Origin of the sequence: Oceaniferula flava (assembly GCF_016811075.1) — a bacterium.
Classification (GTDB): Bacteria; Verrucomicrobiota; Verrucomicrobiia; order Verrucomicrobiales; family Akkermansiaceae; genus Oceaniferula; species Oceaniferula flava.
The window spans coordinates 151113-174469 of record NZ_JAFBGL010000003.1; the positions used below are offsets into that span (position 1 = coordinate 151113).

The 23357-nt window shown below is 56.5% G+C and carries 17 protein-coding genes; 6 read left to right on the forward strand and 11 right to left on the reverse strand.

Annotation, left to right across the window (positions count from 1 at the left end; genetic code table 11):
- Positions 1-36 precede the first annotated feature (36 nt).
- On the reverse strand, positions 37-1212 hold the full coding sequence (locus JO972_RS05970) for a redoxin domain-containing protein (RefSeq protein WP_309489100.1): 1176 nt from the start codon (positions 1210-1212) through the stop codon (positions 37-39).
- 85 nt (positions 1213-1297) lie between these two features.
- Between JO972_RS05970 and JO972_RS05975 the strand changes: the two genes are divergently transcribed.
- On the forward strand, positions 1298-3775 hold the full coding sequence (locus JO972_RS05975) for a c-type cytochrome (RefSeq protein WP_309489101.1): 2478 nt from the start codon (positions 1298-1300) through the stop codon (positions 3773-3775).
- A gap of 431 nt (positions 3776-4206) precedes the next feature.
- On the opposite strand, the gene JO972_RS05980 is transcribed toward JO972_RS05975, so the two are convergent.
- From JO972_RS05980 to purB, 3 genes are all read right to left on the reverse strand, one after another.
- The gene (locus tag JO972_RS05980) at positions 4207-5100 is read right to left on the reverse strand and encodes a TIM barrel protein (protein ID WP_309489102.1); all 894 of its coding nucleotides are present in this window, start codon (positions 5098-5100) and stop codon (positions 4207-4209) included.
- Positions 5101-5120: 20 nt separating this feature from the next.
- Positions 5121-6338, reverse strand: coding sequence for an ATP-dependent Clp protease proteolytic subunit (locus JO972_RS05985; protein WP_309489103.1), 1218 nt, complete (start codon positions 6336-6338; stop codon positions 5121-5123).
- A gap of 499 nt (positions 6339-6837) precedes the next feature.
- Positions 6838-8256, reverse strand: a complete 1419-nt coding sequence (purB, locus tag JO972_RS05990) for an adenylosuccinate lyase (protein WP_309489104.1) — start codon at positions 8254-8256, stop codon at positions 6838-6840.
- A 157-nt stretch (positions 8257-8413) separates the two neighbouring features.
- On the opposite strand from purB, the gene JO972_RS05995 reads away from it, so the two are divergent.
- Both JO972_RS05995 and JO972_RS06000 read left to right on the forward strand, forming a co-directional pair.
- Positions 8414-9007: a hypothetical protein gene (locus JO972_RS05995; protein WP_309489105.1), complete on the forward strand. Its 594-nt coding sequence runs from the start codon at positions 8414-8416 to the stop codon at positions 9005-9007.
- Positions 8964-9854, forward strand: a complete 891-nt coding sequence (locus JO972_RS06000; protein WP_309489106.1) for a nitrilase-related carbon-nitrogen hydrolase — start codon at positions 8964-8966, stop codon at positions 9852-9854. Before JO972_RS05995 ends, JO972_RS06000 begins: the two co-directional genes overlap by 44 nt.
- Here the strand turns inward: JO972_RS06000 and JO972_RS06005 are convergent.
- From JO972_RS06005 to JO972_RS06015, 3 genes are all read right to left on the reverse strand, one after another.
- Entirely contained in the window at positions 9787-10506 is a 720-nt protein-coding gene (locus tag JO972_RS06005; protein ID WP_309489107.1) for a hypothetical protein, read from the reverse strand. The two genes, JO972_RS06000 and JO972_RS06005, sit on opposite strands and share 68 nt — an antisense overlap.
- 25 nt (positions 10507-10531) lie before the next feature.
- Complete coding sequence (locus JO972_RS06010; RefSeq protein WP_309489108.1) at positions 10532-14209, reverse strand: hypothetical protein; 3678 nt, start codon at positions 14207-14209, stop codon at positions 10532-10534.
- Between the two features lie 146 nt (positions 14210-14355).
- The gene (locus tag JO972_RS06015; RefSeq protein ID WP_309489109.1) at positions 14356-15423 is read right to left on the reverse strand and encodes a substrate-binding domain-containing protein; all 1068 of its coding nucleotides are present in this window, start codon (positions 15421-15423) and stop codon (positions 14356-14358) included.
- Positions 15424-15573: 150 nt separating this feature from the next.
- On the opposite strand from JO972_RS06015, the gene JO972_RS06020 reads away from it, so the two are divergent.
- Complete coding sequence (locus JO972_RS06020; RefSeq protein ID WP_309489110.1) at positions 15574-16347, forward strand: PEP-CTERM sorting domain-containing protein; 774 nt, start codon at positions 15574-15576, stop codon at positions 16345-16347.
- 93 nt (positions 16348-16440) lie between these two features.
- Here the strand turns inward: JO972_RS06020 and JO972_RS06025 are convergent, their stop codons facing one another.
- From JO972_RS06025 to mutS, 4 genes are all read right to left on the reverse strand, one after another.
- On the reverse strand, positions 16441-17220 hold the full coding sequence (locus tag JO972_RS06025; RefSeq protein ID WP_309489111.1) for an NYN domain-containing protein: 780 nt from the start codon (positions 17218-17220) through the stop codon (positions 16441-16443).
- 201 nt (positions 17221-17421) lie between these two features.
- Positions 17422-18906: a sulfatase gene (locus JO972_RS06030; protein WP_309489112.1), complete on the reverse strand. Its 1485-nt coding sequence runs from the start codon at positions 18904-18906 to the stop codon at positions 17422-17424.
- A 30-nt stretch (positions 18907-18936) separates the two neighbouring features.
- Positions 18937-19728, reverse strand: coding sequence for a glutamate racemase (gene murI / locus JO972_RS06035; RefSeq protein WP_309489113.1), 792 nt, complete (start codon positions 19726-19728; stop codon positions 18937-18939).
- Positions 19729-19751: 23 nt separating this feature from the next.
- Positions 19752-22265 (reverse strand): DNA mismatch repair protein MutS, encoded by a 2514-nt coding sequence (gene mutS / locus JO972_RS06040; protein ID WP_309489114.1) that lies wholly within the window; start codon positions 22263-22265, stop codon positions 19752-19754.
- A gap of 112 nt (positions 22266-22377) precedes the next feature.
- Between mutS and JO972_RS06045 the strand changes: the two genes are divergently transcribed.
- Together JO972_RS06045 and JO972_RS06050 are read left to right on the forward strand one after the other, a co-directional pair.
- Positions 22378-22818 carry a hypothetical protein gene (locus JO972_RS06045; protein ID WP_309489115.1) on the forward strand — a complete coding sequence of 147 codons (441 nt, stop codon included), beginning with the start codon at positions 22378-22380 and terminating at the stop codon, positions 22816-22818.
- 33 nt (positions 22819-22851) lie between these two features.
- The gene (locus JO972_RS06050) at positions 22852-23286 is read left to right on the forward strand and encodes a YraN family protein (RefSeq protein WP_309489116.1); all 435 of its coding nucleotides are present in this window, start codon (positions 22852-22854) and stop codon (positions 23284-23286) included.
- The last annotated feature ends 71 nt before the right edge of the window (positions 23287-23357 follow it).

The window sequence follows — 23357 nt, forward strand, 5'->3', positions numbered from 1 at the left end:
GCCATGGAGTCGCTTATGGGATTCTTAGCGGGAGTTTCAGTCTTTTGTTTGGCTCTCGAAGTAGGTGATGATCTGGCGGCGTAGTTCGATGGGGTCGAACTTGCCGTTGTGGCGCCATACTACCTTGCCGCCGGGTGCGATGATTACAGTGTGGGGGAGGGCTCCGTTCCACTCGGCATCGATGGCTTCGGCGAGATGGTCGACGTTTTCACCGCTGTAGATGTAGTTGTTACTCGGGCGGCCTTCTTTTTTCAGGGTCTTGGCCACACGTGGGGAAGCCGCGGCTTCCTTGTCTTCGAGAAACTTGACGACCTTGGCGCGGTCGCTCATTGGATCGGTGCTGATGGTGATGACTTCCATCGGGCGCATGTCGTAGCGGCGGGCGATGTTCACCAGATCGGGGAACTCAGCCACGCAGGGGCCACAGGTGGTGGACCAGAAGTTGATCACGCGCAGTTTGTCGCTTTTGTTTGCGGCGAGGGACTTGGCCGCATCGGCATCGAGATCGGCGAGGGTGACTGGCAAGTTGCTCCAGCGCTCGTTGTCCTTGGCGACGGATTCACGTTTCCAGGACCACTTGGTCGAGCAGCCGTGCGCCCGGGTGACTGGGGTTTTCACTTCTTCGCCAGCGAGCACGGCATCCAGAGCTTCACGCACGTAGGGGGTGCCGATGTTTTTGCGGCTGCGGCGGGCGTCGTCGAAACGTCCGTGGTAGCGCAGTTTGCGCTCGGCATCAAAAATGAACACATGGGGAGTGGCCACGGCTCCGTAGGCGAGTGTGGTCTTCTGCGTTTCGCCATCGTAGAGGTAGGGGAATTGGTAACCTTCTTCTTTAGCCACTGTTTTCATGTCTTCGAAGCTATCTTCGTAAACGGAGAAGCTGAATTCTGCGAGGCGCAGGGCGGTGTTGTCATTGCCGGAAATGGCGACCACAGCAGCTCCCTTGTCTTGATAATCCTTGTGCAGAGCGATCATCTTGCCACGGGCGGCGCGGGCGTCCGGGCAGTGGTTGCAGGTGAAAATAAGCACCAGAGCTTTGGCGCCGGAGAAGTCCTTGAGGCTGTGATTTTTCCCGTCGACTCCGGGCAGGGTGAAATCGGGTGCAGAGGCCCCGAGCTCGAGTGTTTTCACAGGAACTGGCTTGGCAGTCACGGAGGTGAGGGCCCCGACGGCGAGCAGCAGCGGGGCAATGAAGAGTGGTCTCAAATGCATGGGTCAAAATATGGCACCTGTTGAGATGCATTCAAGAAAAGAAGGCTGTGAATTGGCCGTATAATTGCTAATCAAACCACATCATATGAAGTTCTTACGAATATTAACTATTGTAGCATCCGCGCATCTGCCGCTCGTGCCTTTGCAGGCTGAGGAGCTGGAGATGACCCTGCCAGACGGGTTCAAAGTCGAAAAACTCTACCAAGTTCCCAAGAAGGAACAGGGGTCATGGGTATCCATGGCTTGGGACCCACAAGGTCGACTGATCACATCCGATCAATACGGCGGTCTGTTCCGCGTCACCCTGAAGCCATTCAAGGTGGAGCCACTGAAGGTGAAAATGGGCGGAGCCCAAGGCCTGCTTTGGTTCAAAGATGCACTCTACGTGTCCGTGGCGTCCAACGCCGTGGTGGAATGTGGTGTGTATAAACTCACCGATAGCACGGGCGACGGCGAGCTCGATAAGGTGGAGCTGTTCACCAAGCTCAGACAGGGTGGGGAACACGGACCACACGCACTGGTGCCTTCTCCCGACGGTAAGTGGATTTACCTCGCTTGTGGTAACCACAGCCCACTGCCTAAACAGGTCGACTTTTTCTATGGAACGGACAGCTGGGGTGAAGATCACCTGCTGCCTCGTCAGCCGGACGCCCGCGGTCACGCCCGCACGATGAAGGCCCCCGGTGGTTGGATTGTGCGTTTCACTCCCGATGGTAAAAAGTGGGAGCTGGTCAGCAATGGCTACCGCAATGCTTACGATATGGCATTCAACGAACACGGCGAGCTGATCGCTTACGATTCGGACATGGAGTGGGACTTCGGCACACCGTGGTATCGCCCTACCCGCATCGCTCATGTGACCAGCGGCTCTGAGTTCGGCTGGCGCAATGGCACCGGCAAATGGCCTGACTACTACCTCGACAGCGTTCCTGGCATCGTGGATATCGGTCCGGGTTCTCCCACCGGTGTGGTGGCTGGCCTTGGAACCAAGTTCCCAGCACGCTACCAGCGGGCGATTTTCGCCATGGACTGGACCTTCGCCACCATTTACGCGATTCACATGAAGCCTGACGGGGCGACCTACAAGGCAGAGAAGGAAGAATTCCTCACCAGCACAGGTCTGCCACTCACCGATGCGGTGGTGGGACCCGACGGCGCCATTTACTTCATGGCCGGCGGCCGTCGCGTGGATTCCGCGCTTTACCGTATCACTTACGAAGGAAACGAGGACGTTTCCCCGATCAAACCCACTCCTGTGCCGGAAGACTTCGCGCTGCGTCACAAGCTGGAGAAAATGCACGCTGGCTCAGGCGATCTGGCCGTGATCTGGCCGAACTTGGGTCACGACGATCGCGCCATCCGCTACGCCGCCCGCATCGCTCTGGAGCACCTGCCTTATGCCGATTGGTTCGGTAAAGTGGCTGCAGAAAAAGACACCCGCACTCTTTGCCAGCTGGCAGTCGCCGTTGCGCGTCACGGCAGCAAAGAAGATGCTCATGCGGTTCTGGCCCAACTGGCCACCGTTGATTTCAGCAAGCTGTCCACCGACGTCAAGCTGGAGCTGCTTCGCGCCGAGGCGCTGATCATGGCCCGTCACGAGAAGGGCAGTGTCGATCTCGTGGCTCAGCTCGATGCCCATTACCCGGACAGCGACGACAACGTCAACCGTGAGCTCTGCCGCGTGCTTTCCTACCTTCAGTCGCCTACCGTGGTGGGAAAAACGCTGAAGATGATGGCTGTGGAGAAAAAACAAACTCCTCCCGACTGGGCACTGCTCGCTAGCCGCAACCCGAAATACGGCACCGATGTCATCGGCATGCTCAACAACCTGCCATCGCTGCAAGACATGCACTACGCCTACTGCCTGCGTGTGGTGAAAACTCCGTGGACCAAAGAACAGCGTAAGCAGTATTTCACCTGGTTCAGCCAAGCTGCGAAGAAGAGCGGTGGCCAGAGCTACAAGGGCTTCATCAAAAACATCCGCAAGAGCGCATTGGAAAATGCCACCGAGGAAGAGCGTAAGATGATTGCCTCTTGGAAACTGGGTGAGGTGAACAATCCATTCGCCGACCTGCCACCTGTGAAAGGTCCAGGCAGAAACTGGAGAGTTCCAGCGGTGAGCAACCTCAAAGGCCTCGACAAGGCTGACATCGTCAACGGTGAGCGCATGTTCCGCGCTTCCCTCTGCGCAGCCTGCCACAGTGTCAAAGGTCAAGGCGGCGGAGCTGGTCCTGACCTCAGCCACGCGGCGGGTCGCTTCAAGCTGGCCGATTTTGCAGAAGCGATTGTAGAGCCTCACAAGGTGATCTCCGATCAGTATGAATTCAGCCTGATCCGCAAACGCGACGGATCCTTCCTCACCGGGAAGATTCTCGACGAGAAGGATGCCGTGCTGATCGTGGCCAACAATGCCTTCGATTTCAGCAAGACCGTGGAAGTTGCTGAGGTGGATGTGAAGTCCATCACACCGTCACCCGTCTCACCCATGCCTCCAGGCCTGATCAACCGCCTGAATGAGCAGGAGCTGAAGGACCTGATGGCCTACCTGCTGAGCTTGAAATAAGCTTCAAGCAATCAATCACTACCCCTCGTAGCCATGGTGCTGCGAGGGGTTTTTTTGTGTTTGGAAGGGTGGCTGGGGGAGCTTAGCGGCGGATGCTTGAGAGAATGTCTTCAGTCGACTCGTGAGGCTGGTTGGTCGTATTACCGAAGCCAGCTGGCAGGAAAATGGTGGCTGTGCAGGGCAGCGGTGACGCGCCTCAGACCTTGGGGATTTCCCGTAAAGAAGAGTTCGCACTCTTCGGAAGTTAAGGTGTCTGTCAGCTGTGTGTGCACGCATGCAGCCAAGCCTTCGCTACCTCGCAGGCACGAAAAACCCCTCGCAGCGATAGGCCACGAGGGGTGATAAGTTAGGAGTGAAGGTTTTGCTTCCTTCGATGTGAGTGGGTGACCGCGGCGTTCGAGCTCGATAACGGCAATCACGCCAGCCCCATCTTAGGCATCGATCTTGCGATAGGCGGCGATGAGGTTGTTCAGGCCTTCTTCGCCCTTGCCTTTGACGCCGTGTTCCATGCCGATCACGCCGGTGTAGTTCTTCTCACGCAGCCATTTGGCGACGCTGCCGAGGTCGAGTTTACCGGTGCCTGGCTCCTTGCGGCCAGGGCTATCGCCGAACTGCACGTAGGCAACTTCGTCCCAGACTTTCTCGATGATTTCGATAAAGCGGTCGCCGTGTCCGATTTCACCCTCGTGGTAGAAATCTGCGAGCAGTTTGCAGGACTTGCGATTGACGGCTTTGCAGAGCATGTGGCCGTCTTCAAACGAGCGGAGGAGGGGATCTTTCTTACGGATTTGGTGAGAAAGCGGTTCCTGCACCAGGATGATGCCGTGTTCTTCCACGATGTCGCAGCAGTGGTGCATAGTATCGACGGATTTGGCGATCTGCTCCTTGAGGGGCATTTCGTTCCGGCTGCCAGGGAGGAAGGTCATGTGAGTCTGGCCGGTGGCCTTGGCGAGCTCGACGCCCTTTTTCATATCGGCGGCCAGTTTCGCGCGGTCCTCTTTGGTGGCTTTGGAGAAATCGATAGCATAGCCGGCGGTGATCACGGAGACACCGAGGGTGATGCCCTTGTCGTTGCAGAAGCTGCCCACCTTTTCCCAGACCTTGGGCCCGCGGCCTTTTAGCCAGTTGTCTTCCCAGGCGCGGAAGCCGTGGTCGTAGGCGAACTTGAGCTGGTCCACGTAGTCCTTGGGGGCGGTGGGGAGCTGGTTCAGGGTGGGGGCGAACTTGGCCTTGAATGCCGGGTTCTTATCGTTGGCGGATGCCGTGGCAGCAGGGCCTAGCAAGGCACTGGCGAGCGTAAGTTTTGTGAATGTTCTTCGGTTCATGGAATCGTTGATGGTGAGGTTTACTTCATGCGGTAGTAGCCGTCTTGGTTGTAGAGGAAATAGCAGTCCTTGGGGGTGAGGCGTGGCAGGTAGACGCAGGGTTTGCCATTTTCATCAACGGTTTCTTTCAGACCGTTGGCCGAGGCAGTGACGCTGGCAGTTCTCTTCAGGTCGGGGTTTTTCAGTAGGGATGTCTCATGGATGCGCTCGACGATGTGGTCCACCCACTTGAGCTTCTGAGCCTCGGTGCCGAACTCTGTCCAGTCGCCCGAGGTGGTCTTGGCATACATTTGCTGAATGAACTCATCGGTGCTGATGCCCATTTTCTTGGAAATCGGTCCGGCGAGACGTTTCCACCATTTCTGAGACTCCTGATAGAATTCCTTCTGTTGGGTCAGGTTCAGATTGGCAAAGGTGATGGTGGAGCTGATTTGGTGATGCAGGATCACGGAGTTCGGATAGGCGTAAGACTTCTCAGCCAAGGTGCAGATGCTAGCGGCCATTGAAGCGGCGAAGGATTTCACCACCACGTAAACGGGGGCGCTGCTGCCTTCCATGGACTTGAGGATGCGGTATCCGGCCATCACGGAGCCGCCCGGTGAGGCATCGATGACGATGAAGATTGGCTGCTCGGCATTCTTGTTATTGTAGTAGTTGATCCGGGTGGTGATGTGATCGGCCGTGGCCATGGTGACCGGGCCGTTCATGGAGATGCGGCGATCGGAAATCACCAGGGTGCCGTCTTCTTTGAGCGGGTCTTCGAGGTAGACAGGTTTGGCGTTGGCGTAAGCTTCGCGTTTTTTCTGGGCTTCGAGGGCGGCGATTTCACCTTCCAGCTTGGCGGTTTTCATTCCCCACTGAGCTTGCATCATTTTCAGCTCGCTGGTGGCCTGGGTTGATTTCTGTTTGGCGATCTCGGCAGCCTGTGCCAGTTCCTTTTGCTCAATGGCGTATTTGGCGTCGGCTTCTTGGCTGGCGAGTTGTTGTTTCAGCTTGGCCAGGGCCATTTCCTCACTGATGGCTTCTTTTTCCAGCTTCAGCTTGGACACCTTGGCGCGGATCTCGGCGAGTTCCTTTTTCAGCTTTTCGGCCTGCAGCGCATTCTCGGCGGCTAACTTGCTTTGTTCGCTTTCCTCGGTTTTCACCGGAGCTGCTTGGTTTGCTGGAGCGGCATTTTGTGCCATCACGCTACCCCCTAGGGAGGCGAGGCATAGAGTAGAGATAAGTCGATATTTCATAATGTCAGTTACAATGATGCTTGAAACTACGTAGCGAGCGCGGGAAAACAATCAGCTTTTTGCAGAATGGCAGGTCAATAAAGGCGCCCAATGGGTTTGCTGGAGGCCTGTGCTGTCCGAGTGGCTGCGGACAAAGCGTGATCGTGCCGTGGCTCAAGCTCTAAGCCTGAGTGAGGTGGATAAGAAAAACAGCAATCACGCGGGCAAGAAAAAAGCCGCAGGCTGGGGGGGACCCGACCTACGGCTTTTCCGAGATTACAACTTCAACACGCTGATAACATGAATAAAGCTGGCATCTGCAATTCACCCTTACATGAATAAGAACGACGCTTTCACGCTGTTCTCAGTAGATATAGACCACCGAGTTTTGAAAACGTTCAAAGAAAAGTGAGAAAAATGCCAGATTGGCTTTATTGGCTTATTTTTAGAGGGTTAAGTGGGGTAAAAAAATCGCGCTGGCCCGTCGGGACAGCGCGATGGTGGAAAAAATGAAGGGCGATTACAGAATCGCACCCGGAGTGTATTTGGCAGCATCCGGGTAGGCGCTTTCGAGTTTGCCGACTTCAGCGCCAAAGTGATCCACCTGGCTGCGGGCGGTGCCGGTGTTTTCGCGGCCTTCTTCCAGCAGGGCGTAGAGTTGCTCGTAGCTCAGCGGGATGCGGTCGTCTCCAGCGAGACGGTTCAGCAGGTCGTTTTCGCGGATCTCGCCGGTTCTCAGGTCGTTCACCGTGGCCACGGCGTGCTCCTTGATCACCTTGTGGGCGGCCTCGCGACCGACTCCCGCCTTGACCGCTTCCATCATGATGGTGGTGGTCATCAGGAAGGGGAGGTAGTGATTGTTTTCCGCTTCGATCACGGCTGGGTAGGCATCCATCTGGCCGAGCACGGTGAGGAAGGTTTCGAACAGTCCGTCGAGGGCGAAGAAGGCATCCGGCAGCATCAGACGACGCACCACGGAGCAGGAGACATCGCCTTCGTTCCACTGATCGCCAGCAAGTCCGCCAGCCATGGTGACGTGGCCTTTGAGGATGACGTGGAAGCCATTGACGCGCTCGCAAGAGCGGGAGTTCATCTTGTGAGGCATGGCGCTGGAGCCGGTTTGGCCTTTGGCAAAACCTTCACTGGCGGTCTCGTGACCGGCCATCAGGCGCAGGGTGCGGCACAGTGAGGACGGGCCGGATGCGATGTCTGCCAGAATGGAAACCGTGCGCATGTCGAGCGAGCGTGGGTAGACTTGCCCCACATTGGTGTAAACTTCCGGGATGCCGAGGTGACTGCACACCTTGGCTTCGAGCTGGAGTGCCTTGTCGGCATCGCCATCGAAGAGGGAGAGCTGGTCCATCTGGGTGCCGACAGCGCCCTTGAGGCCGCGCACCGGATAGGTATCGATCAGGTGATTGAGCATGCCGAGTGCACCGAGCAGTTCCTCGCCGTTCATAGCGATGCGTTTACCGAAGGTGGTCGGCTGGGCGGCCACGTTGTGGGTGCGGCCGGTGATCACCAGATCGCGCCACTGGGCCGAGCGGGCTTTCATCTGGGCGAGGGTGGCGATGGTTTTATCGCGGATAACCAGAAGCGATCGATACACCTGGAGCTGTTCGACATTTTCCGTCAGGTCACGCGAAGTCATGCCCTTGTGGATGTGCTGGTGGCCGGCGAGATCGCAGAACTCCTCGATACGGGCTTTGACATCGTGGCGGGTGATGCGCTCGCGCTCCATAATGGCCTCGAGGTTCACCTGGTCTTTGACCGCTTCGTAGGCATCTATGGCTTCCTGGGGGATGTCCAGTCCGAGGTCTTTCTGGGCTTTCATCACCGCGATCCAGAACTCGCGTTCCAAGACAATGCGGCCTTCGGCGGACCAGATGGATGAGATGGCAGGAGAGGCGTAGCGTTCGGCGAGGACGTTGGGTATCATGTTAATCAAGAGTCAGAAATTGGGTGTCGGGAGACCTTGGGAATCAATACGGAAACGGCGCGGGTGACAAATGTAAAAAACTGCAGCATCAGTTTCATTAATCATTTCATTGAGATAATAGATTGTTTGGATTCTCACCGTAGTGTTAGTCTGCGCTATGGTTCTGCCCCCGTTGATTCTTCGTTTACTTTTGTCCATCGGCAGTGCGGTGCTGGCGATTTTGGTCTTTCCTCCTATTGGCTGGTCGGCATTTGCCGTGGTTGCGTGGGTGCCGCTGTTGTTTGCCCTGCGTGGAGCCAAACCGGCTCACGGCTTTTATTTTGGTCTGCTGCACGGCGGTATTTTCTATGGCGTCACCATGGCGTGGCTGGCGAAGGTCTTTGTGGGGGCGCAGCAGATGGTGGTGCCGCTGGTGTTGATCATGGCTCTGTTCACCGCCTTTTTTGCCCGCGGTTATGCGGTGGCGCAGCGGCGTTATGGACCGGGCTGGGCGGCGGCTTTGTTCGCTTCCTGCTGGTGGCTGGCGCTGGAGTTCTATCGATCGGAAATTTTCTACCTGAAGTTCCCATGGATGACCCCAGGCGTGGGACTGGGACCCACCTGGATCTCGCCGCTCATCGGGGTCTCGGGTGCTAGCTTTTTACTGATCTTGGCCGCCGCCTTGGGGGGGGCAGAAAAAACGTCACAGCCTGACCGGAGCGGTGCTGATGGCTGTGCTGTTGGGCTCGGCGGTATGGCAATCCACCCGTGACGTGCCACTGGGTTCGGACCCGGTGAAAATCACCGCGGTGCAGAGTGAGGTGGCGGATATCGACAACTACATCGAGCTCTCGAAACTGGCCTCCGGCGAGCAACCGGCGGATATCATCCTGTGGCCGGAATACGCCCTGCCATTCGAGCTCCGGAAAGACGTGCGTGCGAGTCGGAAGTTATTTCAATTTGCCGAAACCATGGGAGCCTACGTGGTGCTGGGGACTCACAGCGCTGCGCCGGACGAGGGCTGGAGAAACACCGCCATGACCGTGGATGCACGCGGCTTTGTGGGGGAGCATTATAAAAACCACACCGTGCATTTCTTCGATGACGGAGTGCCCGGCACGGAGTCGAATGCAGTCGCCACGGCACATGGCAAGGTGGGCACAGCGATTTGTTTCGACTGTGACTACCAAGATGTGATCCGCCGCATGACGGCGGACGGGGCGGAGTTTTTTGCCATCCCCAGCATGGATGCGATCCACTGGGGCGAGCAGGAACACTATCAGCACGCCGAGCTTTTTCGCCATCGGGCCGCTGAGAACGGGCGCTGGCTGGCCGTGGCCGCCACCTCGGGAGTGACCCAGATTCTCGATCCGAATGGCAAGCGGGTGAAATCCATCCCGATCATCGAAGAGGGGGCTCTCAGTGGGGAAATTGGCAGGGTCACCGAGCTCACCCTTTACACCCGCATTGGCTGGTTGTTTCCCTGGGTGGTGATGGTGGCAGGTGCGCTTTGGATGATCGTTCTCTTCCTTCAGGGGCTGGTCGAGCGGTTTACAAAGGGCTCACCGGAAAGGTTACACCGCGGTAGTTCACCCGGCGATAGCGTGGGTCCCAGCTAAAGATGCAGATCTCACGTCGGGTCGCACGCAGCACGATGGTGGACGCACTGAGCATGCGCCATTTTTGTTGAGTCGGGTGGTAGTAGCTGTAGCGCACCGGCACGTTCTCGGATTTGGTCAGGGACGGGGCCTTGTAGGTTTGGTCTTGGCCGGGTTTCAGGGCGATGGTTTTTTTGCCGAGGTTGACCGCAATATTGACGGGCGAAAGATTCATATAGAGGTAGTCGCCCCCTTTGAACGATGCGAGGTCCTTGACGCGGGTATCGAAAATCAACGGAGCTTTCTTCTTGGGAGCGGGCACCAGGATCACCAGTGCTTTGCTCACGCCCTCGGGGATTTTCGCCTGGGCCAATGTTTGATAGAGGGGGGTCTCCGGATCATTCGGATTGGGGATCTCGCGAACCATGCGGACAATGCCATCGGCCGGAATCTTGATCGGGCCACTGGCCATGCGCTTGGAGAGGGTGAGCTCGGTGATTTTTTTTCCGGTCATCAGGCTGACCGGGTTTTTTAAACCTTTGGGGATGTGGGTGCAGACGAAATGGGCGAGTCGCCCCGTCACTTTCTTCGGCTCTGCGGTGGTGGACTCTTGCGCAGCGAGTGGCAGTAGCGAACAAAGCCCTAGCCATGAGCTGATCAGAATGGTTTTCATATATGGGTGGAAGTAGTTTGTTAGGTTAGACTTCGTTGGCGTTCAACCAACGGAAGCTGATGATGTTGAATTGGCGACCGAAGCGGCTGTTGACTTCGCTGAGTTCGGCATTGTCACTGAACTCACCATCTTCATCGAGGATGCGAGCGGGCACATCGGCCTCGTTGGTGGGGTCACAGTATTCAGGGCTCCGCTGCACGATGGCTTCGCACCAGGCTTTGGCTGCGACGTTGCCATTGGCGTCCAGGGCCTCGCCGTAGGCTCGGATGCGGAAGGTGTCATCCCGCACCGCCAAGGTGTTGCTGATGGGCTTTAGCAAGTCCGACTGAATCACGTAGCCGGGGATGCCTGCAAAGCGCGAGCCAGCGGTGGCCTCGGGGGTCTGGAAACGGTGGGAGCCGAGCTCGCTCTGCTGCATCATGTAGTCGGGGCCATTTTTGAAACGGTAATTGATGGATCCGGATTGCGGGCTGGAATCGTCGTAATCGATCGCACTTTGCAGCGCACCCATCAAGCCCAACTCGTCCGTGGATAAGCGGCGGTTGATGAACTCGGAGTAGTTGAGGAAGGGGCCACGTTGCTTGACTTGTTTGACACATTCTTCCGCCAGTTTGAGGATTTGGTCATCGTCCAAGTAGCGCACGCCGGTCCAGCCATTACTGCCATCGGGCAGATTGGCGCCGGTTTCCGGATCGTCCATTTCCTGGTCAGAGATTTCGGTGTTGTAACGTGAGAGGGCGATGCGTTTGCCGCTGGGAACACTCACCGGCTGCAGCGATGAGCCATTGCGGTAAACCAGCTGCCGCTCACGAATGCCGGCGAACAAGGCGGTCCAGGCAGGCACCGAGGTGCTGTTGACGTTGAACATGCCATCGACCATGAGGTGCTTGGCTGCCTTGAGGTAACCTTCCTGAGCCTGGAGCTCAGCCTTGATATCACTGGCGGACTGGCCGGTGACGCGGAAGTGGTAGCGGCTGTTGGCGAGGCTTTCGTTTTCGACTAACTGATCCAAGTTCTCGCTCAGGCTCAGTGCCGAGCTGGCACCGGGGCGTGTTTGGTCTGCCAGCGAGGAAACAAAGTAATCATCCCAGAGGGCGTCGTTCAGGAGGAACACGTGATCCCAATAATCGTTGAAGAGTTTGTTGTCCGTGGTGTTGGTAGTGTATGGGTTCGATCGGTCCACCGGGTCCTGACTCTTGGAGTTGTCAAAGTAGGTGTAAACGCCGTCGCGCGCAATCATCGGGTGGATGAAGGAGTTCCCGATTCCCGGACCGGTGACGCCGCTCTGGTAGGCCAGCGCTTTGGCTTCCGCAGCGTAGAGCGATGCCTTTCCGGAGTTGGAAGCACTGGCGATCCCCACCTGAAGCGAGGAGTTGAGCTTGGTGAGCTCGGCCCAGCCTGGGTTGATTCTCATGTTGGAAAAACTGGCGAGGCTGGAAAGTGGGGCGGTGGGGAGCTCGAGAGAGACCACCGAGGTGACTTGCTCCACAGGATTCGTGCCCGATCCCAAAAAGGCGCGCTCGCCCAGGTGACCGACCACTCGAGGCATCTCCGATTGGGAGGTGGGGCCGAAGTGGAAAATGTAGGGGTCGTCGAGACGTTGGGTATGTGCAATCTGATCGTCCTCCGACATGTAAAGCATGCTGCCATTGTAAAATGGAGGGGAGTGCAGCCAGTTCCGGCCACGCCAGTCTTCTTCCCAATCGATGCTTTCGTAATCCATTTCCGACACCCCCTTGATGGCCAACTGCGAGAAGGCAACAGGGAGAGGTTCGGTGTCGCCGAAGACCCAGCGGGCGATGCCGGCAGGTTCAGGACCTGTGATGGAGGTGTATGTCTGGTCCACCTGCAGCCAGTCGTGATTATAGGTGAGGGGAATGCGGGTGGCGGTGCTGCCCCAGTGCTGCACGTGAACCAGGGAGCCGGGAGTATTGCCAAAGTTGATGTTGCCCCCCCAGACCGAGTGACTGAAATCGATGGATACGCCGGGGTTTTCCGTCGTGGTGTAGCCCGTGGAGCTACCTATAAGTAGTTTCATCCCCCCGATGGCCTGTGGGTCGAAGCCGGGGTAAAGGTTTTCGTTGGTGCTGCCGTTGTTGACTGCGCTCAGCGAGAATAACTTGATTTCACCGGGTTCAAAGGTGATGTCCGAGCTGCCATCCGACGTCAGAAACGACTGCAAGTTTTGGCCAATTTGGAAGACCTCACTGGTGGATGCTGTGTTGTTCAGGAACAGCTGCGCCCGAATGGGTAAGGCTTTGTAAGGCGCTTGGAGCGACCCCAATTGGCGACTCGGTAAAACCAGCGGCGTGTTGTAGGGATTCCAGTAGGTGAGGACGGGAGAGAACACGAGATAGAGCTTGTAGCGCGTGGGGGTGGTGTTCGCCACTTCCTCGGTGAGCAGACTGTAGATGTAGGTCAGTTTGGCTAAGACCGGAAATCTCCAGTAGTTGTTCGATCCGTCCCAGCCGTTCGTGGAGGTGAAGCGGGTGCCCCAAACGATATCGGAGGAGGGTTGGGAACCTGTCCAATCCAAAGAACCTTGGCCTCCGGTATCGGCCACAGTGGCGTCACTGTCGTTGCGATACATGCGGTAGTAATGGCGCATGTTGGTCCATGAGGCGAAGTGGCGGTTAGGCACCGTGGGGTTGTTAGCCAAGAGATCGGCACTCATCGGACGCACCGAGGGTTCTTGGATATCCGAAGATTGAAATTCGTAGGTCTCGGGCAGCGATGAGTTGTCGTTTTCGAACAGGAGGCTGAGGTCTTTTTTCAGGTGCCCGGTGCGCACGCTGGCAATCACGCCCTGACTGTTAGCGGTGAGGTCAAAGAAATGCTCTTGCACCTTAGCTTCATCCACCGCGGCGTTCTGCAGGGTCAGTCGGGTGATCAGGCGCTCGGCGGTGCTTTCGTCATCATCGATGGCATCGAGCCCGTCGATCGCTCCGATACCGACTTCAGCAGTGTCGCCCTGGGACGTTTCCCAAGCATCGCTGCTGAGCGAGCGGGAGCTCTTGGCCAGGTTAACTTTCGCCTTGTGATTCTCAGGCCCGATCCACCAGGCGTGTTTGCCCGATGTTTCCACGGGCACCAGATACGCGCGGGTAACCTGGTCGGGCTGATTACTTGCGCTATCGCCCAGGCTGCCTTCACCCACCATGATCACGGAATTGTCATCATCGAGATTGGCCAGAGTGATGGGGGCATCAACATCTTCTTCCATGCCCTCGGGCAGGGAGAGGAGCCAGCGGCGGAACATTTTCTCACGCTGCGGGGTGTAGGTGTCGGAAATCTCCAGGGTGTCGCCGTTGTCAGGGAGGGTGTAGTCCGAGTTCAGCCAGCTGCCCCACGCATGGTAACTGGCCAGCCAGCGCGACTGATCGACGCCATCGATTTCCTCCGTGTCATGGTTCTGATCAAAAATGGCAGATTCCGCACTGATGCGCATATCAGGCCCCATTTCTTTCTGTAACTCGCCGATGGCTAGCATCAAGGCCATGCGAGCGTTCGCCTGGGCTTCGGACATGGCGGAAGAGTTTTTATTGGTCCGTAACTCGATGGTGCTCAGGGTCAACATGGCGAGAGCGATCATTACGAGGAGGACCATCACGGAGATCGTGGCGATCAGCGCAAAGCCTGCTGGTTGGGGCAAATGCGCGGCAGGGCGGTCTGCGGCCGATGGATTTTGACGATGAATATTCATGATACGTGAGCACATCTTTGTATATGCTATGTATCACACAGTTATTCGTTTTTAGGGGGAGGCGACAAACTTTAATGTTTTGCCATCTGGTTCATTTTTAGGGGTAGTTTGCTTGAGTGGGATTCATGATCACCTGTAGTTATCGTTCATCGGGGCACGGGGCCGACTGTTTCTCCATCGATAAATTCTACGCTCGCTTTACTGTAGTGGGTATCAGTTTTCCCTCGGGCCACGTTATGTGCCCAGCGTAGGACGCGGCGTAACATCGGGTTACTATCAAAGTTGATGTGAGCCACCGAGGGGCGAAAGCCATCGAAATAAACGTCCGGATCTTGGCAGACCAATGAAATATGCTGAGGGGCGAGAATGCCGCGCTGAGCCAGATACTGTTGCGCGGCCATGAATCGGCCTGGCTGCTCAATGATGAGTGCAGTGGGAGGGGTGTACTCGAAGAGGGAATCGAGACACTGGTAAAAGCTGTCTTGATCGTCGGCCCAGTCTGGGATGTTGTAAGATCCCGCTTTGATGCCGTGCTCTTCCAGTTCTTCTAAAAATTTCACAAGAAAGACAGCGGGCTCCGGTTTTCTAACATGCTCGGCGATGAGCAAGACAATCCGCTGGTGGCCGAGACTGACCAGTCGCTTAAGGATGGCGCGGAAGGCCAGATGTTTATCGGTTCCGATGCCAGCCATCGGGAGCTCTTTGCGTCTTCCGAACAAGGCAAAGGCGGGTGTCTCTTGTTGGGCAAACCATTCTAATACATCGTGGGATGCCGCGGTGACAATCCAAGCGTCGGTCTCGGTGCGTTTGACGTAACGGGCGATTTTTGTGACGTCCATGCCGTAGCCGTGTAAGGATTTTTTAGGATCCACGATGACGGTGTGGCCGGCTTCGATCAAGCGGTGTTGGAGCTCGATCATGTAGTGCACGTACAAATCCGACGAATGGTAAAGCAGGATGGTGATCCGCAGGGTCGGGCGGCTGGTTTCTTTAGGCAGAACAATTTGCCTGCTGCGTCTGCGCCCACGATTCACTAACAGTCCGTCTTGCTCCAGTAGTTTTAGAGCCGATTCCACGGTGTTAGAGCAGACTCCTAACTCTGCGACCAGTTTTTGGGAGCCGGGCATGCGCCCCGTCCAGACGCGTTTCATCAAGCATTCGCGTAAATGCGCTGCCACTTGCTCTGCGGATGAGCGGATTCTGAAATCTGACATAATTTCAATCTACTCTATATTTAAGGTAGATTGCGAGAGGAATGTCATCGCCGATGCCCGTGCTGATCATTTAATGATAGATGTCTCTGTTTTAGGCATAACTGCGTTTGCAGTGTGTTGAGAATAGAGAGTCAATACACACGAATAAAAATGAACATAACTAATTATATCAAAACCTATACTGTGGTGGCGGCATTTAGTTTGGGGTCGGCCAATGCTGCCTCCATCTTAATTCAGTCGGATGATTTCGAGAGTTTGCCTGAGGGTGTGGCTCCGGATGCTGCTCAGGTACAAGTTAGAGGCTTGAGTTTGGATCCGAATGGAGCCGGAACCAATGCCAACAACACCTACACGGGCACTTTGGCTGTCCAAGTGAATGCCGCTTCAGGATGGCGCGATGTTTCCAGTAAATACAATGCCGCCTCTGGGGAGACCTACAATGGCAATGCCCGCTGGGATCAGACGGGGAACGGAGGGGGGATCGGCATACGCATTCGTGCCAATACCGGTGCTGCCACCTTGGACAATGCGATGCAGTTGACCACCTTGGGCGCCACTTCTGTGACGATGGCCTATGACATCGATCTGGACGACGACAGTGCCTATTCTCTGGATATCATCTACTCTGCGGATGCGGCATTTACGTCTCCTGTGGTGCTGCAGACCTACACCTCGGACGGCTCTGACAACGGGGGATGGTTCTCTGACAGTGTTACCATTCAAGATGGCGTGGGTGGTGTCGTTTTCTCTGATGATGCGTATTTCATGATTGGCAGAACCAGCACGAGCACAGGATTTTCCAATCCGACCTTTCACGTGCTGGATAACATCGTCATCACGGCTGAGGTTGTACCCGAACCTTCATCGGCGGCATTGTTAGGCCTTGGTGGACTCGGACTGCTGCTGCGTCGTCGTCGCGCATAGTGATCTCAATTAGCTTCACTCAGCCCACCTTGGCCCATGCGTGGTCTCGGTGGGCTTTTTGCTGGCTTGAGGCAAACTTAGGCCGACGGATTATCAGCTGGATTTGCGAGTGGTTTTCTTACTGGCCGGCTTTTTCAATCGCACCCGGTAATGGGTGCGCGATCCGTTGGTGAACTTCTTGATTTCAAACAAATCGATGGCGGCAAACATGTCGCTCAATTTGGAAAACCCGAACGAGCGATGGTTGAAGGGGCTTTGGTTCGCGATGTGACTGCCCACCGGCCCGAAGGCTGCCCAGCCATCGTCATCGGTGGAGGCCTTCACCGCGTTGCGCAGTGTGTTCATTAGCTTGGTGTTCTGTTTCAGCTGGTTCACCGAGTATTCCATCTTCGCCTCGGATGTCTTGTTAGAGCTTTCCTCGTCGAGGTAGAGGAAGCTGGTGCAGGAATTGACGAAGGGTTCTGGGGTGGTTTGTTTGCCGAATCCGATCACTTGCTTGCCGTCGGCCCGCAGGCGGGTGCAGAGCGGGGTGAAATCGCTGTCGGAGGAAACCAGGCAGAAGGTATCGACGTCCTTGGTGTATAAGATATCCATGGCTTCGATCAACAAGGCCATGTCGGTGGCATTCTTGCCTTTGACGATGTCAAAATGCTGGACCGGTTGGATCGCGTGATCATGCAGCACATTTTCCCAGCCGGAGAGGGATCGTTTTTTCCAATTCCCGTAAGCACGGCGAATATTGATCACTCCGTGGGACGCGAGTTCGGAGATGATGAAGTCGATTTTCGAAGCCGGTGCATTATCGGCATCTATCAGCAGAGCAATACTGTTTTCTGAAGTGTGGGTGCTGTTTTTATAAGATGAGATCGGCATAAGAAGACCTAATCTAATCTAAATCGTCTGACTTCAAAGACGAGAATCGGAGTTTTTTGTCAACTTCGATCGGAGCGGTTCACGGCACCCGGCAAGGTGAACTTCCATGGAGTGACGACTCAGACGAAACCACGATGATAAGATGTCCTTCATCATGGTCCGTCTGGAGTCGACGCTGTTTGTGGCAGTCGGAAAAGACGACTACTTCTTCTTATAATTCGGGTTCTCAGCAGGCAGCAGGGCGGTGGTTTCTTTCAGCATCGCTTGCATTTGCTTGGTGAGTTGTTTGACCTTTTCCGGGTTCTTGCTGAACAGGTTGTTGGTCTCTGACTTGTCTTGAGCCAGGTTGTAGAGTTCGTCTTCCTTGTCCGGGCTGTAGAAGTGAATGAGCTTCCAGTTGCCTTGGCGGATGACGGTGCCAGGTGAGCCACCTTGGTTGCCCCAGTGAGGGTAGTGCCAGAAAAGAATGCGGTCCTTGCTCTTCTTGTTAGGCTCTTTCAGGGCGGAGACCAGGCTGGTGCCATCGATGTGCTGTTTAGGCATGCTTTCAAGTCCTGCCATTTCCAGAATGGTAGGGTAGAAATCGGTGGAAATGGTGGGGTAGGAGGAAATGCTGTTGGGCTTGGTGACACCAGGCCACTTGACGATCAGAGGCTCGCGAATGCCGCCTTCGTAGAGCCAGCCTTTGCCTGCGCGCAGTGGCAGGTTGGAGGTTGGCCAGCCTTCGGAGGTGGAGAGGCCGCCGTTGTCGGAGGTGAAAATCACGACGGTGTTGTCTTCCACGCCATTGTCTTTCAGGCCTTGCAGCACTTTACCCACAGCCAAGTCCATGGCTTCGACCATGGCGGCGTAGACTGCGTGTTCTTGCACCAGACGGAGCTTGCGAGGTTCCTCACGGCCCCAGACTTCTTTCTTCGGCAGTGATTTTCTTTTTTCTTCATACTTCTTCACCAGGTCTTCGCGGCCCATCAGTGGAGTGTGCACGGAGTAAAAGGAAAGGTAGGCGAGGAATGGTTTGTCCTTGTTGGCGGCGATGAATTTCACCGTCTCGGAGGCGAGGCGATCTGGTAAGTGCTCACCTTCAGGGCCGTCTTTCAATTTTGGGTTGCCGTAGGGTGAGAAGTATTTTTTGCCGCCGTATGGGCCACCGCGGTGGTAGCCGCCTTTATTCACGTCAAAGCCATGATCTTCCGGGTAGGAGCCTTCGCCACCCAAGTGCCACTTGCCGGCGAAAAAGGTGCTGTATCCTTGTGCCTTGAGTGCTTCTGGCAGTGTGGTGTGGGATTTTGCAAGTTCACCAAGATAGGGGGCTGGCAGCAGTGGGCGGTTTTTATAACGCTTGTTGGCCTTCATTTTGTCCACCGTGCTTTCTTCGGGCAATTTGCCAAAGTGCTGGTTGGGGGCGCCAAAGAAGTCGGTGTTTTTGGTGCGTGCCGGATACTGTCCGGTGAGGACCGACGAGCGGGTGGGGGAGCAGACAGGGCAAGCGGCATAGGCTTGGGTGAACTTGGTTCCGGCCTTGGCCAGGTTGTCCAAATTGGGAGTTTCGTAAAAGGATGACCCGTAGGTGCCCAGGTCCGTCCAGCCGAGGTCATCGGCAATGATGAAGAGAATATTCGGTGGCTTCGCTTCGGCAGCGGCTAGCGGCATAGCCAGCGCGGCGAGTGCAAGGATGGTTCGTTTCATAGGTTGTTGAATAGGAATAACGGGGTGAAATTAAAGATGGGAATGGGAAAAACTGACCTGCTCCAGTGGGATTTCCGGACAGAGAACTGGAAAGAGAGATTTCAGCTGGTCCAGATCCCCGGTGGTGATGATACGGTGCAGGACGTCAGATGTTTCAGTGACTGTTTCTTTCATAAGACGGGCGACATGTCGAGCGACAGCCTCGCCGGTGTCAAGAATTTGGACGTCGGGCCCAGCCACCTGCTCGATCAGTGGTCTGAGAAAGGGGTAGTGGGTGCAGCCTAAGACCAGCACATCTGCCCCGGCTTCCAGCAGCGGCAGAGTTTCTTCTTCCACGATGCCCAGCGCCTTCGTTCCGCTGAGTTCGCCTCGCTCGACCAGCTCGACGAAGTTCGGACAGGGGCGGGTGATGACATTGACGCCGTTGGAGTGGTCGGTGACGAGGCGGTGGAATTTTTCTCCTGCCAGCGAGGCTTCGGTGGCGAGCACGCCGACGGTGCCTGTCTGGGTCATCGCGGCCGCAGGTTTGACCCCGGGCTCCATGCCGACGAAGGGCACCGGATAGGCCGCCCGCAGAGCTTCCACCGCCGCAATGGTCGCCGAGTTGCAGGCGATGATGATGAGCTGGCAGCCTTGCTCCAATAAGAAATCCGTCACCTTAAAAACTCGCCGCTGAATTTCATCCGCCTCCCGAGCACCATAAGGGCACCAGGCGCTGTCGCCAAAGTAGATCACCGATTCATTGGGCATCAGCTTCTGCACTTCATTGAAAACAGAAAGCCCGCCAAGGCCGGAGTCGAGAATGCCGATGGGTGAGTTCATGGGATTTTGTCCAGGTGCTGTGCTTAGCTGAACAAGTCCATCTGGGGCGAGTCGGCCTCAGGGAGGGATTTGTTCTTGGTGTTCTTCGCCTTGGGTTTGCCTTTGGCTTCGGGGCGAGTGGAGTTCATTTCGAGGTGGGAGAGGATATCTTTGGCTCGATCGATGATGGCGGGGGGGAGGCCGGCGAGGCGGGCGACTTGGATGCCGTAGGACTTGTCGGCGGTGCCGGGGAGGATCTTGCGTAGGAAGATGATGTCGTCGTTCCATTCCCTCACCGCGACGTTGTAGTTCTCCACCGCTTCCTTGCTACGCGAGAGATCGGTGAGCTCGTGGTAGTGGGTGGCAAAGAGGGTGCGCGACTGGATGGCGTCGTGCAAATGCTCGGCCACCGACCAGGCGATGGAGAGGCCGTCGAAGGTGGCGGTGCCGCGACCGATTTCATCGAGAATGACCAGTGAGTTCGCGGTCGCGTTGTTGATAATCAGGGATGTTTCATTCATCTCCACCATGAAAGTCGATTGGCCGGATGTGAGATCGTCCGAGGCTCCGACGCGGCAGAAAATGCGATCGACCAGACCGATGCGCGCTTTTTCTGCCGGCACGTAGGCGCCGATCTGGGCCATCAGGGTGATCAGGGCGACCTGGCGGATGTAGGTGGATTTACCCGCCATGTTCGGCCCGGTGATGAGGATGACGCGTGAGCTGTTGGCATCCATCTCGGTGTCGTTGGGGACGAATTTTTCATCGACCAGAGTCTGCTCTAACACCGGGTGGCGACCGTTGGTGATTTCGAGGTCGCGAGATTCATCGAGCTGCGGGCGGGTGTGCTGGTGCAGCTGGGCGAGCTCGGCGAGGCCGATCAGGACGTCGAGGGTGGCGAGGGCGTCGGCGCACTGCTGGAGCTGATCGATCTCATCGGCGACGGCCTGGCGGAGTTTGATGAACTCCTCGTATTCCAGCTGCTTGGCGCGCTCGTCGGCGCCGAGGATTTTGTTCTCCATTTCCTTCAGCTCGGGCGTGATGTAGCGCTCGGCATTGGCCATGGTTTGCTTCCGCTGGTAATCGTCCGGCACCATGTCCACCTTGGCTTTGGTGACTTCGAGGAAATAGCCGAAGACGTTGTTGAACTTGATTTTCAGAGTGTCGATGCCGGTGCGTTTGCGCTCGGATTCCTGCAGCTCGGCGAGCCATTGTTTGCCGGAGCTGGAGGCGGAGCGCAGTTCATCGAGCTCGGCATTGAAGCCATCGCGGATAATGCCGCCGTCGCGGGTGTTGGCCGGTGGTTCATCAGACAGCGCCTTTTTCAACAGCTCGGTGAGTTCTGGGAAGCTGTGGAGTTTGCTCTCTAACTCGGCATGGAAATCGGAGCCGGGGAGGTGCTCGGCGAGGGCCACCAGATGGCTCTGGAGGTCGGGTATTTTCAACAGGGAGGTGAGTAGGGAAAGCAGATCACGGGCGTTGCCGGAGTTCTGCGAGAGGCGCGAGGTGGTGCGCTCGATATCGCGGATTCCCTTGAGCGACTCCCGACATTGGCCGAGGAGAAAGGGCTCGGCAAGGAAGGCGGCGATCACTTCCTGACGGGCATTGAGTGCGGTGAGATCGCGCAGTGGGTGCAGAATCCAATCGCGCAGCTTGCGCGCGCCCATCGGGGTGGCGGTGCGATCGAGGGCTCCTAACAGCGAGTGGGGTCGACCCGTTGGGGAATCGACCAAATCCAGGTTCCGCTGAGATGAGGCATCGATCAGCACATGGCCACCATCTTGTCGCACCGAGAGGGTGCGCAGGTGGTCGCAGGAGCGGCGGAGCTGGAAGGAGAGATAGTGGAGGATGGCGCCGGCGGCGGAAATGGCGGCTGTCAGGTCGTCGCAACCAAAACCGCGCAGCGACTGCACCTTAAAATGATCGCAGAGAGCGTAGCGTGCTTGATCGGTGATGAAGGCGTAGCCGTCGTATGGCAGGCAGCCGGGGAGGTGACCGAAGGTATTGATTTGGTCGTCCGGGATGATCAGCTCCTTGGGCGCGAGGCGCTGGAGGGCATCTTTCAGCGCATCCTTGTTGGGAAACTCGGCCACGGTGAACTCGCCGGTGGAATGGTCCGCGCAGGCGAGGCCGATGGATTTTCCCGCCTGATACACCGCAGCGAGGTAGTTGTGGCGGGTATCGTCTAACAAGCTCATGTCATCGACGGTGCCGGCGGAGATGATCTGGGCGATCTCGCGCTCGACGATTTTCCCTGGCTCGGGGGTGCTTGTTTGCTCGGCAATGGCGACCCGCATGCCGCCCTGAATCAGCTTGGCGATGTAACCTTGAGCCGCATGGTGGGGGACACCGCACATCGGGATATCGTTGCGTTTGGTGAGCGCAACATTGAGAATGGATGAGGCATTCTTCGCATCCTCGAAGAACATCTCGTAAAAATCTCCGAGGCGGTAAAACAGCAGGACGTCATCGGGCAGAGAACGCCGCATCGTCAGATACTGCGCCATCATCGGGGTGAGCTTTTTTTCCTTCGAGCCTTTGTCTTTCGCGGATGCCATGTTCTTGCCGATATGTAACGACCCGAGCGGTGGAATGTCGAGTCTGAGCATGGATGGAATTCATCAAGATGGGTTTGACAAACCAAAGAGCGACTCTTTTAGTATCACCCGTATGACAAAATCAATCACACTCAAACGAGCTCTTCTCCCCGTGTTCGCGGTGGCCATGGCCATCTCCGCGCCGGTAATGGCGGAAGAGGATCACGATCACACACCGCTGGAAAAAGCGATGAAGATCAGCAGTAATGCGCTGAAAAGCCTGCGTAAAATCGATAAAAACGATTGGGCTGCCGGCGCCGAAGCCGCGCGCACCGCTGCGGACGGCATCCGCCAGGGGATGGAGTTCATTCCATCGCTGGTGAAAGATATGGCTGATGGCAAAGAAAAAACCAAAGCCATTGCCGACTACCGCCGGATGATGGGCCTCAACTACGCCGCTCTCTGTGAGTTGGAAATCGGCTACCTCGAAGAAGATCAGGAAAAAATCGACGCTGCCATGAGCAAGGTCAAATCGGCTAAGAAAGAAGGCCACAAAAAATACACTGACGATTAACTCTCATTCAGTTAGGCTGAACCCATGTTTCGGATGGGGTCATTTTTTTACAAGCATTTCAGCCGACGACTTAACACGCCGTGCCGCCTCCAGAAGCGGGACGGCGTTCGTTTATCCAGGAATGAAATCGGAGACCTGGGTGAGCGCATCGCCTGCGATCACTTGCGCGCTGCAGGAGGCAAGGTGCTCTATCGCAACTACCGGGGGCCGAAAGGCGGCGAGGTGGATATCGTGCTGCGCGATGACGACACGCTGGCTTTTGTGGAGGTGAAAACACGCACCCGCCGAGGATACGGTCGACCGCTCGATGCGGTGGATGCCTCGAAGCAGGAGTTGATCGAACGTGGGGCGAACTCCTGGCTGCACCTGCTCGGACACCGCGATATGCCGTGGCGCTTTGATGTGGTGGAGATCATTCTCGAGGACGGAGAGCTGCCGGAGGTGACGGTGGTTCGGAATGCTTTTTGATGCCCTCATCTAGCATGATAAAAAACCTAGTCATGGCAAAGCCCGGCATTGCCAAACGGCCTCCAATCAGC